This window comes from Bacillus sp. REN10 (genome assembly GCF_016820555.1).
In the GTDB taxonomy this organism is placed as follows: domain Bacteria; phylum Bacillota; class Bacilli; order Bacillales; family Domibacillaceae; genus Bacillus_CE.
This window is the reverse complement of sequence record NZ_JADHDW010000008.1, coordinates 84,603-97,425: the sequence shown is the minus strand read 5'-3', so window position 1 is coordinate 97,425 and position 12,823 is coordinate 84,603. Positions and strand designations below refer to the sequence as shown.

General features: G+C 39.2%; 14 protein-coding genes, 1 riboswitch and 2 other annotated features. Of the genes, 12 read left to right on the top strand and 2 right to left on the bottom strand.

Annotated features, from left to right (window positions below):
• The first annotated feature begins 62 nt into the window (after positions 1–62).
• From IRB43_RS12280 to IRB43_RS12230, 11 genes are all read left to right on the top strand, one after another.
• Positions 63–974 (top strand): hypothetical protein, encoded by a 912-nt coding sequence (locus tag IRB43_RS12280; protein ID WP_203363774.1) that lies wholly within the window; start codon positions 63–65, stop codon positions 972–974.
• An 84-nt stretch (positions 975–1,058) separates the two neighbouring features.
• Positions 1,059–1,724, top strand: a complete 666-nt coding sequence (locus IRB43_RS12275) for a DUF975 family protein (protein ID WP_203363773.1) — start codon at positions 1,059–1,061, stop codon at positions 1,722–1,724.
• Positions 1,725–1,801: 77 nt separating this feature from the next.
• Positions 1,802–1,985, top strand: a riboswitch (cobalamin riboswitch).
• A 123-nt stretch (positions 1,986–2,108) separates the two neighbouring features.
• Complete coding sequence (locus tag IRB43_RS12270) at positions 2,109–2,684, top strand: GNAT family N-acetyltransferase (protein WP_203363772.1); 576 nt, start codon at positions 2,109–2,111, stop codon at positions 2,682–2,684.
• A 73-nt stretch (positions 2,685–2,757) separates the two neighbouring features.
• The gene (locus IRB43_RS12265) at positions 2,758–3,381 is read left to right on the top strand and encodes a hypothetical protein (protein WP_203363771.1); all 624 of its coding nucleotides are present in this window, start codon (positions 2,758–2,760) and stop codon (positions 3,379–3,381) included.
• Positions 3,382–3,878: 497 nt separating this feature from the next.
• Positions 3,879–4,205, top strand: a complete 327-nt coding sequence (locus IRB43_RS12260) for a late competence development ComFB family protein (protein ID WP_203363770.1) — start codon at positions 3,879–3,881, stop codon at positions 4,203–4,205.
• A 251-nt stretch (positions 4,206–4,456) separates the two neighbouring features.
• Positions 4,457–4,801, top strand: coding sequence for an ArsR/SmtB family transcription factor (locus IRB43_RS12255; protein ID WP_203363769.1), 345 nt, complete (start codon positions 4,457–4,459; stop codon positions 4,799–4,801).
• Positions 4,802–4,815: 14 nt separating this feature from the next.
• Positions 4,816–6,111: an arsenite/antimonite efflux transporter gene (locus IRB43_RS12250; protein ID WP_203363768.1), complete on the top strand. Its 1,296-nt coding sequence runs from the start codon at positions 4,816–4,818 to the stop codon at positions 6,109–6,111.
• A 15-nt stretch (positions 6,112–6,126) separates the two neighbouring features.
• Positions 6,127–6,546: an arsenate reductase (thioredoxin) gene (arsC, locus tag IRB43_RS12245; RefSeq protein ID WP_203363767.1), complete on the top strand. Its 420-nt coding sequence runs from the start codon at positions 6,127–6,129 to the stop codon at positions 6,544–6,546.
• Between the two features lie 23 nt (positions 6,547–6,569).
• Positions 6,570–6,935, top strand: a complete 366-nt coding sequence (arsD, locus tag IRB43_RS12240) for an arsenite efflux transporter metallochaperone ArsD (protein ID WP_203363766.1) — start codon at positions 6,570–6,572, stop codon at positions 6,933–6,935.
• A 20-nt stretch (positions 6,936–6,955) separates the two neighbouring features.
• Positions 6,956–8,725: an arsenical pump-driving ATPase gene (gene arsA, locus IRB43_RS12235; protein WP_203363765.1), complete on the top strand. Its 1,770-nt coding sequence runs from the start codon at positions 6,956–6,958 to the stop codon at positions 8,723–8,725.
• A 34-nt stretch (positions 8,726–8,759) separates the two neighbouring features.
• On the top strand, positions 8,760–9,035 hold the full coding sequence (locus tag IRB43_RS12230; protein WP_203363764.1) for an iron-sulfur cluster assembly accessory protein: 276 nt from the start codon (positions 8,760–8,762) through the stop codon (positions 9,033–9,035).
• 160 nt (positions 9,036–9,195) lie between these two features.
• On the opposite strand, the gene IRB43_RS12225 is transcribed toward IRB43_RS12230, so the two are convergent.
• Complete coding sequence (locus tag IRB43_RS12225) at positions 9,196–9,702, bottom strand: ferritin (protein ID WP_203363763.1); 507 nt, start codon at positions 9,700–9,702, stop codon at positions 9,196–9,198.
• A gap of 240 nt (positions 9,703–9,942) precedes the next feature.
• Positions 9,943–10,170 (top strand) — a binding site (T-box leader).
• A gap of 32 nt (positions 10,171–10,202) precedes the next feature.
• Positions 10,203–10,431 (top strand) — a binding site (T-box leader).
• A gap of 53 nt (positions 10,432–10,484) precedes the next feature.
• Here IRB43_RS12225 and thrS point away from each other — a divergent pair.
• Entirely contained in the window at positions 10,485–12,401 is a 1,917-nt protein-coding gene (gene thrS / locus IRB43_RS12220) for a threonine--tRNA ligase (protein ID WP_203363762.1), read from the top strand.
• A 31-nt stretch (positions 12,402–12,432) separates the two neighbouring features.
• Here thrS and IRB43_RS12215 read toward each other — a convergent pair whose 3' ends face one another.
• Complete coding sequence (locus tag IRB43_RS12215) at positions 12,433–12,738, bottom strand: hypothetical protein (protein WP_203363761.1); 306 nt, start codon at positions 12,736–12,738, stop codon at positions 12,433–12,435.
• Positions 12,739–12,823: the final 85 nt, after the last annotated feature.

Below are 12,823 nucleotides of genomic sequence, written 5' to 3'. Positions count from 1 at the left end.
TACTTACAGTATAAGAATTGTTGGACTTGCCATTTGCATAAAGTGAAATAAGGGGGGAGGGAATGAATAAACAAATACAGTCTTTTTTGCCGCAACAGGCTCGTATTATCGAGATTGAGCCGAATCAGCCAGCAATTGTGCAAGTAGATGTGGACGGAGATCAGGAAAAGGAATGGCTCGTTGCTTACGAAGAGCAAGGAAAAGAATACTTGTTAGTCATAAAAGAGCAACACCCTTTTTATTTCCGCAAGTGTAATGGACAATATGAGTGGTTCCATCGAGATCAAGTGGTGCTTGATGTGAAGCAAGGGGATATCACAGGTGATGGAAACGCGGATACCATTTATTTGATTGGCACCAAACAGGAGGGAAGCGCCCATGTTCAAAACATAACCCTTGTTGTTCGCTACTACAATCAGTCTGTTGAAACGATTCCTTTAAAAGAAGGATCTGGATATAAGCCAACGATTTTTCTCGGTGATATGACAGGAGAGCAGATTAATGATGTGTTGATCGTGATTGATTCAGGCGGAAGCGGGGGGACGGTTTATGCGTACATTTATTCATTTCAGCAAGGAAACATGAAGCTGTTGTTTGATTCAGATGTATTTAATAAGAACTACCAATATAAGGTTCAATATCAAGATCAATATACAGTAAGAGTGGAAAGCGCTGTTCTGAAAAAGCGCTATACACTTAGCTTAAAAGATAAAGAGCTAGCGTATTTGTCGGCTATTTACCGATCTGATGGAACGTTAAGGCAACCAATTCAAGGCTTTGTCTCGCCTTTAGCAGGAATATATCCCATCGATTTGGAGAGGGATGGAACATATGAATTAGTGACGTTTCAAAATATTGCTGGTCAATATAACGCCGATCGGCTCGGATATGTCAACAATGTATTAAGGTGGAATGGGCAGAATTTTGTTCCATTGCGGCAAACGATAGAGATCTTTGGAAGAAATATCTCTTAATTTGTAGAATTTATTTATAAAAAGTAAATTCCAAAATAGATATTTATGTTACAATTTAACCATAAAAAGAAAGGAGTAAAAACAATGACTGTTCATATTTCAAGCATTAAAAAGGATGCGAGAGAAGCGTTAGCAGGAAATTGGGGAACGGCTGTTGTTCTCATGTTGATCATGTTTGCCATCGGTGGAGTCGTGCCTACCATGTTTGAGGTGGTTACTAGCGGTGGCTGGAGTAATTGGATCAATCAAGATACACCCCCCGCATCTTCTTCGATCTTGAGTTTAATCATTAGTTTTGCGATCATCCCTCTATCTGTTTCGATTTATTGGTTCTTTTTACATTTAGTTCGGGGAGAGCGTCAAAGCGTCGGAGAGGTATTTTCAGTTTATGCGAACGGTGGTCTGGCATTTAAAACGATTTGGATGTCCATTTTAATCGGGATTTTCGTCTTTTTATGGTCTTTATTACTGATTATTCCTGGGATTATTAAAAGCATGTCTTATTCGCAAGCATATTTTATTATGAAAGATCATCCCGAGTTATCTGCCCTTGAAGCAATTTCAGAAAGTAAACGCCGCATGAAAGGATATAAATGGAATTATTTTGTGTTGTATTTAAGCTTTATCGGCTGGGCGTTTCTTGCTCTCTTTACTTTCGGTATCGGGTATTTATGGTTAGTTCCGTACGTGCAAGCGTCAATGGCAGCTTTTTATCAAAAGCATATTGCCACTCAGCATCAGGAAATGTAATAGTTGATGAAAAGGCTGTCTCTATGGAGGCGGTCTTTTTGCTTTTGGTTTATTTTTTCTTTATAATAAATAATAACTGAATATTAGGAATTTATGGTGTCGCTAGCGACTTAATAGGGAATTTGGTGTGAAGCCAAAACTGTCCCCGCAACTGTAAGTGTGGATGGCATGAGAAAACCACTGTGTAAGCTTGCTTATATGGGAAGGTTCATCGTCAAACGAAGCACGAGTCAGGAGACCTGCCATAGATTCCGTAAGTTTCATTTCTTCGGGGAGTGAGAAATTGAAGCGGCAGTGATCTTTCTTATGCTTTTTTCTGCCGTTTTCAGCTCTTTCTTCTAAGAAAGGGTTTTTTATTTTGAAAAAAGAGAACGGAGGATGAAGATGGTTGAAATCATTTCGAACGAGGAAGCAGTCAAAATGAATATGAAAAGGCTTACATTCCACCCTTTGCTCAATCGCTTTCGTGCGCCGGACAAGCAGCAAGCTACTTTGCGAGCAGAGCTGAGCAAGGAAGTAGCAATGGCTTTAGCAATCGATCGTGATGCCATTATTGGCTATACGATCGTACTGCCGCCCGAAAGAGAAGAAAGATGGAGTAAGTTGCCTTTTGTTCGAACTTTAGGTGTAGTGGAAGTAGCACCAGGTTTTAGGGGGCGTGGGATAGCAAAACGACTCGTTCAAGCAGTAACATCTAACCAAGCGCTTGAAAGTAAAATCATTATTTCACTAGAATATTACTGGCATTGGGATTTACAAATGACGAATGGCGATGCGCACGCATATAAAAAATTGCTGAAAAAGATGCTACAGGCGAGCCGTTTTGAGGACATACCAACAAATGAACCAGATATTGCAGGTTATCCTTATAACTTTATGATGGGGCGTATCGGCAAAGAAGTCGCGAGCGAGGAGTTATATCAGTTTATGAAATTGTCGGATCCAAAAGCGTTTATGTAGCAAAGAGGAAGCTTCCGGCTATGTATGTATTAAACTATTATGGTATATTGATAAAAAATGGAGGTTGTTACGTATGAAAATTTCAATTACGAGAGCGTTAGCTGAACTGAAACTGTTAGATAAACGGATTCATTCAATGATGAATTCTACTCCATTGGTTCAATACCATGTTGGTAATAAACCGGTCAGTGGCTTTGCTTCTGTGAAGGAATTTGAAGAAAAAGCACGTGCAAGCTATCAATCCACGTTAGATTTGATTAAACGCCGAAATGCGATTAAGTCAGCGATTGTGTTATCGAACGCAATGACAAAGGTGGAAATCGCCGGTCATACATATACGGTTGCCGAAGCGATTGAGCGCAAAACATCGATCCAATATGAGCAAGAGCTTCTGCACAAGATGAAGCGCGAGTTTTCATCGGTGACAGATGAGGTAGAAGAGATTAATGCAGAGGTCAAGGAACAGCTAGACCGTCAATTAGAAGTGTTATACGGCCGAGAAGCAAAACTGAAAGTCGAAGAAAGCAACGAGCTGACGAGAAGTTATCGTGAAAAGCATGAAGCGAAAATCGTTGACCCGCTAAAATTACGTGATGAATATGAAAAGCTAGAGAAAAAGATTGATGAGTTTTTAACGGAAGTCGATTTCGTTCTGTCCACGTCCAATACGCTGACAGAAATTGAAGTACCTGAATAAATGAATACTCGTTAGTTAGTCGAAAATCAAGGCAACTGAACAGGTGCTAGCGGCTTTGACCTTACAGCCGCTCTAACTTTTATCATAATGAGATCATTTAGTGAGACACTAGATAAATTGGGATAAAAGCTCAAAGCTCAACGTTCAGCACTCAGAGCTCAAAAATCAAGACTCTTACCATTCAAAAATCAAGACTTACAGCTTATAAGTTCGATCAAATCCATGAGCCCGGCTCATACGGTGGTTGTTCATCGACCGTCTTGATTGCCGCATGGCTGACTAGCTAACTAGGTTACATACAAAAAACGACTGTCATCGCAGTCGTTTTTTTATATCAACAAAACCTCATTAATGGTTCTCCAGACCTATTGTAAGCTATGAAAAAATATTTAAAAATATGTATTTTTATTAAAGGTAAGTAAAATATTTCCGATAATAGAAGTAATCAATCTTTTTTTGAATGTACTTACTTATGAATGAGGATAGGAGAAATGAAGATGACTGTAAAAAATGCAATGGAAGAAATTGTTAGAGATGTAATCGAAGAGTACAAGGATCAGTTAAAAATAGCCTGTGGATGTCAAAATTGTTTAAGAGATGTGCTAGCTCTCTCCCTAAATCATCTACCACCTAAGTATGTAGCTGATCCTAGCAAAATTCCTTTTATTAAAGCTTTATATATGAAGCATACACAAGAATATGCGAATGTATTAACGACAGTTACTCAAGCGGCTGAAATTGTAGCAGCCAATCCTCACTGTCCGCTTCATGAAGAAGTCACATATGAAGAATGTAAAAAACTGTTAAGAGCCTATCCTAGCTAATGGGCTCTTTTTTTGATGATGATTTACGGTGGGGAAATAAACCAATGAAAAAGAATACAGAAATGCTACGCAAGTTCAAAGCAATGAACTGGACAAGCAAATAGGTGAAGAGCTTGGCTGTATGGCAAGTCAAAGCAAGCTATGCTTGTTAAGCTTAGGAATATTCGGCCTTGTAATTAATATATAAGCATATTATTATATAAGTGAATCGTTATATATTCATGCGAAGCTGAGTGCAGGAGGTGTTTTTTATGCAAGGATCAACAGTTGAAATAGGAAAAGCTGCAACGATCTTAAAATTATTAGGGGATAAAACAAGGCTAACGATGGTCAAAATGCTGGATGCGAATGATTATTGTGTTTGTGAATTTGTGGCGATTTTTAACATGAGCCAGCCAGCTATTAGTCAACACCTTCGCAAGTTGAAAGATGCTGAATTGGTACAGGAAATGAGAAGAGGACAATGGATGATTTATTCATTAAATAAGGATAGCTCTTATTATCCTTTCGTCCACAGCTTGCTTGAGCATCTTCCGAGCCAAGCCTTTAAATTAAAAGAACTGGAAGAAAAGGGATTGCGCATCTCTTGTGATTAATGGAGGTTAGTGTCGTGACAACAGCAATATTGGCATCGGGCATTTTTTTAGTAACACTGATTTTCGTCATATGGCAGCCTAAGGGCTTAAACATCGGCTGGTCAGCTTGTGGGGGAGCGCTCCTTGCCCTTTTAGTAGGGGTTGTTGGACTTAATGATGTACTAGAAGTAATAGACATTACATGGAACGCCACATTATCATTTATTGCCATTATCCTTATTTCACTCATATTAGATGAGATTGGGTTGTTTGAATGGGCTGCTTTGCATATGGCGAGAGCGGCTAAAGGGAATGGCATTCAAATGTTCGTGTATGTGAGTATGTTAGGTGCGATCGTCGCCGCGTTATTTGCGAATGATGGGGCCGCTTTAATATTGACGCCGATCGTATTAGCGATGGTTCGTCATTTGGAATTCAAGGAAAAGATGATCTTTCCCTTTATCATGGCAAGTGGATTTATTGCAGATACGACTTCTTTACCATTTGTGGTAAGTAACTTAGTGAATATTGTTTCTGCCGATTTCTTTCATATTGGATTTGTCGAATATGCTTCAAGAATGGTGATTCCGAACCTTTTTTCATTGACGGCAACCATCACGGTATTATTAATTTATTTTAGAAAAAGTATTCCGAAAACGTATGATCTATCTAAATTAAAACAGCCAGTAGAAGCGATTAAGGACGAAAAAATGTTTCGTCTTTCCTGGTATGTGCTTGCTATCTTACTGATTGGTTACTTCGCAAGTGAGTTCATTCAAATGCCTGTATCCATTGTGGCAGGAGCGGTCGCTATCTTCTTTTTGTTTATGGCAAGCAGAAGTCATGCAGTAAACACGAAAGCCGTTATGAAAGGGGCACCATGGAGTATTGTATTTTTCTCCATTGGCATGTATGTAGTCGTCTATGGGTTAGGAAATGCTTGGCTAACTCATTCCTTAGCCAGTGTCATTCAAGCAACGGCTGAACAAGGATTATTTGCGGCAACGATCGGAATGGGCTTTCTTGCTGCTTTCTTATCATCCGTCATGAATAATATGCCAACTGTTATGATCGATGCATTGGCCATTACGGAAACGAGCACGTCAGGTGCGGTTCGGGAAGCACTTATTTATGCCAATGTGATTGGATCAGACTTAGGTCCGAAAATTACCCCAATTGGATCACTAGCAACGTTAGTATGGCTCCATGTTTTATCTCAAAAAGGAGTGAAAATTTCCTGGGGAACCTATTTCAAAACCGGAATCGTTTTAACCATTCCGATTCTATTCATGACGTTACTAGGTTTATATATCGTGTTAATACTTTACTAAAAGGAGACATAAGGGATGGCTAAAAAGACGATTTATTTTTTATGTACGGGAAACTCTTGCAGAAGCCAAATGGCAGAAGGATGGGCAAAGAAATATTTAGGGGAAGAGTGGGAAGTTTATAGTGCCGGTATTGAGGCGCATGGATTGAATCCTAATGCAGTAAGGGCAATGAAGGAAGTTGGTATGGATATTTCAAATCAAACGTCTGACATGATTGATCCTGAAATTTTGAATCATGCAAATCTAGTCGTCACATTATGCGGAGATGCAGCCGATAAATGTCCAATTACTCCACCGCATGTGAAGCGTGAGCACTGGGGGTTTGATGATCCGGCAAAAGCGGAAGGAACAGACGAAGAAAAATGGGCGTTCTTCCAGCGTGTGCGTGATGAAATTGGTGAAAGAATCCAACGTTTTTCGGAAACTGGAAAGTAAGCATATAATAGGAGGTTTATCACATGAATAAAGTTGAAATTTTTGATCCGGCAATGTGTTGTTCCACTGGAGTATGCGGGCCTAGCGTAGATCCAGAATTAACTAGAGTAGCATCCGCTGTTTATTCGCTAGAGAAAAAAGGTTTTCATATTAAGCGATACCAATTAACAAATCATCCCGACAAATTTGCTGAAAACGATGAAATCAATCGTGTATTGATGGAAAAAGGTCCCGATGCTTTACCTGTTGTTTTAGTGAATGATCAAGTAGTAAAAATAGGAATCTATCCAACGAATGAAGAATTTGCCCAATGGTTTGAAGTAAAGGTCGAAGAATTAAATGAGAAGCCGAAAGTTCGACTTTCGATCAATTTAGAACAACTATCATAATTGGGGAAGAAGGAAGCCATATGTATCCTACATTCAGTCCAAATCATATTCATACTAAATTTTTGTTTTTAACAGGAAAAGGTGGGGTAGGGAAAACGTCAACGGCCTGCGCCACAGCCGTCGCCTTAGCTGACAGGGAGAAAAAGGTTTTACTCATCAGTACAGATCCTGCATCTAATTTACAAGATGTATTTGGCATAGAGTTAACAAGTACACCAACAGCTGTTCCGTCGATTGAACATTTATTTGTGAGCAATATCGACCCTGAGGCATCTGCTAAAGCTTATCGTGAAAGTGTAGTTGGTCCTTATAGAGATAAATTTCCAGCAGCTGTGGTTGCTTCGATGGAAGAGCAATTATCAGGGGCTTGTACAGTTGAAATTGCTGCATTTGATGAATTTACAGGTTTTCTCACCAATCTTGAGATTGTTAATCGTTATGATCATATTATTTTTGATACAGCTCCAACAGGTCATACGTTGCGCCTTTTACAGCTTCCGACTGCTTGGACAGGATTTTTAGAAGAAAGTACGCATGGGGCATCCTGTTTAGGTCCTTTATCTGGATTAGGACAGAAAAAAGAGCTCTATTCAAGGGCGATGTCTGTCCTTTCCGATCCAACTAAAACGACACTAATATTAGTGACAAGACCGGATGTGTCAGCTTTTGTAGAAGCAGATCGTGCTTCCACTGAGTTGAAAGAGATTGGTATTCAAAATCAAATGCTTATCATCAACGGACTCCTTCAAAAGCATAATGAAGAAGATGAAATCTCATCCGCTTTTTATCATCGACAAAGGAAGTCATTAAAGCGGTTACCAGAAAGTTTACAAGAAATCAATATGTACTCGTTACCGTATGTTCCTTACTCTTTAACAGGTGTGGAAAATCTCCGACATCTGTTTAAACTATACGAACAAACGCCAGTAACAGAGGTATACACGAAAAATCCATCAAATAATCTTTCAGGATTAAAAGAAGTTATTGATGATTTTTCAGTTCACAACAAAAAGTTAATCTTTACAATGGGGAAAGGTGGAGTAGGAAAAACAACCGTTGCATCAGCTATTGCGGTAGGGCTAGCTGAAAAGGGGCATCGTGTCCACTTAACAACAACTGATCCTGCTGCTCACCTAGACTATCAATTTCAGAGTGGGTATCTACATCCAAATTTAACTATTAGTGAAATTAACCCCAAAGTAGAAGTGGAGAAGTATAAAGCTGAAGTAATAGCACAATCAAGGAAGGACTTAGATGAAGCGGGTCTTGCTTACTTAAAGGAAGATCTAGAATCGCCATGTACAGAGGAGATTGCTGTTTTTCATGCTTTTGCGGAAGTAGTAGCCAAAGCAGAAAATGAAATGGTCGTCATAGATACGGCACCAACGGGACATACCTTATTATTACTGGATGCTTCTGAGTCTTATAGTAAAGAAATGGCTAGATCAACAGGAACTGTACCAGAAAGTGCAAAAAACTTATTGCCGCAAATTCGAAACTCAAAAGAAACAGCCGTGGTGATTGTCACACTTGCAGAAGCAACACCTGTTTTAGAAGCCTCTCGATTACAGGAGGATCTAAAACGGGCTAGTATTCATCCGCAATGGTGGGTGATTAATCAAAGTTTATCTGTCACAAATACGAACGACCCATTTCTAAAGAGCAAAGCAATAGCAGAAAAAGAATGGGTTGAAGAAGTCAAGGACCATAAAGCAGAGAAATGTGCCATTATTCCTTGGTTACGAGAAGAAAAGATTGGGTATGATCAGCTGAAAGATTATATTCAGTAGTCAGTGAGAAATTGATTTGAAGGAGGAATCAGAAATGAAAATTACAGATGAAGCTAAACAATTGTTGCAAAGTTTTTTAAATGAAAAAGGTGCAGAAGGCATTCGCTTAACTTCCGTGGCTGGCTGCTGCGGCCCGCAATTTTCCTTAACTTTAGATCCACCGCTTGAGTCCGATACGGTTCAAACAATTAATGGCATTAAAGTGGCATTCGATTCACAAATGACAGAAACGGATGAATTAACGTTAGATAAAGAAGAAAATGAAGATGGTACAGGACTCGTTTTATTAGGAGCTAGTAACTGCTGCTAAAAACTAGTTGAAAGCGAAGGACCTTCCGACAAGCTTTCTTATTCCATTCAAAAAGCCGATGATTCCTAAGTGTAAGGAAAATCGGCTTTCTTCATGTTAAAATTTATTTAGTACATGATTCTGCAGTCCATAGGCAGAACAAAGAGAATAGATCATTTTCCTATTCTGCTGGTGCTACAAATGTACGAGCGGTTAACTCCGTATCTAGCATAAAGAGAGCATTTGAGTCGTTTTCAATGCGTTTGATTTTATTGATGAGCGTATCAAAAGTGGCTTCTTCTTCCACTTGCTCATCAATGAACCATTTAAGGAATGCCATTGTCGCATGCTCGCGCTCGTCCATCGCAATGTCGGAAAGGTGGTAAAAACGCTTAGTGACCTCTCTCTCATGTTCATATCCGACTTGGAACGCTTCAAGAATAGAAGAAAACTCGTTATTTGGGTTTTCAAAGCCGGAAATAAGCGCTCTTTCGCCGCGATCATTAATATAGTGATATAGCTTCATTGCATGGAAACGTTCTTCTTCTGCTTGGACGAGGAAGAAGTTTGCAAAACCATCATAGCTTTCTGACGTACAATAAGCGGCCATTGCCATGTAAGTGTGAGCTGAATAGAATTCAAAATTCATTTGATCGATTAAGGCATCGCGTAAAGTCTTGGACAACATAGGTAAAAACTCCTTTGTATGTAGTGTGATAAAATTCTCGGTTTTTATTGAGAATTAGTATCAATTGTATTGTAATGAAAAAATTTGCGGTTGTCTAGTTACCAATCATAATCAATTTTTCCGACAGTTACAAGCATCTAAGAAAAAATTTAGCTCTAGAAGAAATAAGGCCAATAAAAAGAAAATTTTAACTTTTTATTGACTTGAATTTCCACATCCATTATAGTAGTGAACTATATAAAACAAGCGTTGAAAAGGACATGAGCATTTTTTACGGTTCACAGAGAGGGAAGTCGAGGTTGAAAGCTTCCTAACACGAAAAAATAGCTTACCGCCTTGGAGCTGTATTGGTGAAAGAATAGTAATCAATACCGTAGCGGCTACGATACAGCCAAAGGAGCCATCATGGCAAGGAACATGATGGGAATCTGGGTGGAACCACGGGTCTAACACACGCTCGTCCCTTTTTGAGGGATGAGTGTGTGTTTTTTATTTTATAAAGATAAGCGTTGAAAAGGACATGAGCATTTTTTACGGTTCACAGAGAGGGAAGTCAAGGCTGGGAGCTTCCTAACACGAAAAAATGACTTACCCCCTTGGAGCTGTATTGGTGAAAGAATAGTAATCAATACCGTAGTGGCTACGATACAGTCAAAGGAGCCATCATAGCAAGCAAACATGATGGGAATCTGGGTGGAACCACGGGTCTAACACACGCTCGTCCCTTTTTTAGGGATGCGTGTGTTTTTTTATGCGAAAAAATGATAAGAGGTGTTGAAAACATGAGTGTAAATGAAGTGGTCATTAAGTTTCCAGATGGAAAGGAAAAGAAGTATGCAAAAGGGGTATCTTTAGCAGAAATTGCGCAGTCGATTAGTCCAAGTTTAAAAAAGAAATCAGTGGCTGGTAAGGTCAATGGATCGTTGTATGATTTACAACGTAGCATCGATAAGGATGCAGAGATTGAATTATACGACCTTCATTCATCAGTTGGGATAGACATTATGAGACATACAACAGCCCATGTATTAGCTCAAGCCATCAAGCGTTTGTATGGAGACGTTCATTTAGGTGTAGGTCCTGTCGTTGAAAATGGTTTTTACTATGACATTGACATGGAACATCACTTAGCAGTTGATGAACTGCCAAAGATCGAGAAAGAAATGAATAAAATTATCGCTGAAAACCTTGAGATTACACGTGAGGAAGTATCACGAGAAAAAGCGAAAGAACTGTTTGCTCACGATCTGTTAAAACTTGAATTGCTAGAACAGATTCCGCCTGAAGATGTGGTGACAATTTATCGTCAAGGGGAATTTTTCGATTTATGTCGCGGTCCGCATTTGCCGGCGACTCGGTATATTAAAGTGTTTAAGTTGACTCATATTTCAGGAGCTTATTGGCGAGGAGACAGCAATAATCAAGTGCTGCAACGTATCTATGGCGTTGCTTTTGCTTCTAAAGAAGAGCTAGATGATTATTTTCATTTTATTGAAGAAGCACAAAAGAGAAATCACCGGAAATTAGGCAATGAGTTAGACTTATTTATGTTTTCTGAAGAGGCACCGGGTATGCCGTTTTATTTAGCCAATGGGCAAGTGATTCGCAATGAATTAGAGTCTTTTTTACGAAAGCTACAGCATGCACATGATTATCAGGAAGTTCGTACTCCAACGATGATGAATCAACAATTATGGGAGCAATCAGGGCATTGGGATCACTACAAAGAAAATATGTACTTCTCTGAAGTGGAGCATCAAAAGTTTGCTTTAAAGCCGATGAATTGTCCTGGACATATGCTGATCTTTAAAAACAAATTGCATTCTTATCGGGATCTGCCGCTTCGGATGGCGGAGTTTGGACAAGTTCACCGCCATGAATTCAGCGGAGCTTTAAATGGTTTATTGCGAGTTCGGACATTTTGCCAAGATGATGCCCATATTTTTGTCACACCGAATCAAATTGAAGCTGAAATCATGGCGGCATTAAAGTTAATTGATGAAGTCTATCATACATTTGGCTTTCACTATGAGATTGAGCTTTCGACAAGACCAGCTGATTTCATGGGGGCAGGAGCTCTGTGGGATCAAGCAGAAACAGCCTTAAAGAACGTATTAGACAATCTTAATTACCAGTATAAAGTAAATGAAGGAGATGGTGCCTTTTACGGGCCGAAAATTGATATTCATATTCAAGATGCGCTGAAAAGAAGCCATCAATGTGCAACGATTCAACTAGATTTTCAGCTGCCAGAAAAATTTGATCTCACATATATTGATGAGCAAAACAATAAAGTCCGTCCAGTGGTCATTCATCGAGCCGTGTTTGGATCAATTGATCGTTTTCTCGGTATTTTAATAGAACACTTCGGCGGCGTATTTCCTTTATGGCTAGCACCCGTTCAAGTAACAGTAATTGGGGTATCCAATGATGTTCACAAAGAGTATATAGAAAAGATCGGTAAACGATTGAAACAAGAAAGCTTGCGGGTGGAGCTTGATCTCCGTGAAGAAAAGCTCGGCTACAAAATTCGAGAAGCGCAAATGAAGAAGGTACCTTATATTGTTGTGGTTGGAGACCAAGAACAGGAACGTCAATCGGTGAGTGTCAGGAAACATGGGCAAGAAGCTTCCTATGTAATGGGACTGGAAGAGTTTATCGCTAACTTAAAGCAATCGGTTGTAAACAGAGAGCTCTAATAATAAAAAATAGTTTTAGATGGGGAGGATGCTAGCCGCCAAATGTGAACCCCATCCAAAATAATAGAGTAGCCATAAGAAGTACGATGCCTACTAACAAAGTGAGCAAAGGATAATATCTCGTTTTAGCGGTCTCTTCTAAAGAAGCGATGACTCCAGTGACAAAACAAATGACTCCATTAGCAGGTAATATAAATAAGGAAAAATAAAACCACACATCTAAAAAAATGGATAAGATCGCGACTACTATCACTTGTAATAATAATATTTCAAGAAGGTAGAATGAACATCTCCCAACGTTTGTTGTTGGGGGATTCGTTATTTTGTGCAAAAGCATGTTTATCCCTCCATTTAGCATACGACATGATGTTTTACCGGAAAAAGGGTGTTTATTTATCCAAGTTTCTATGTTACAGTATTAA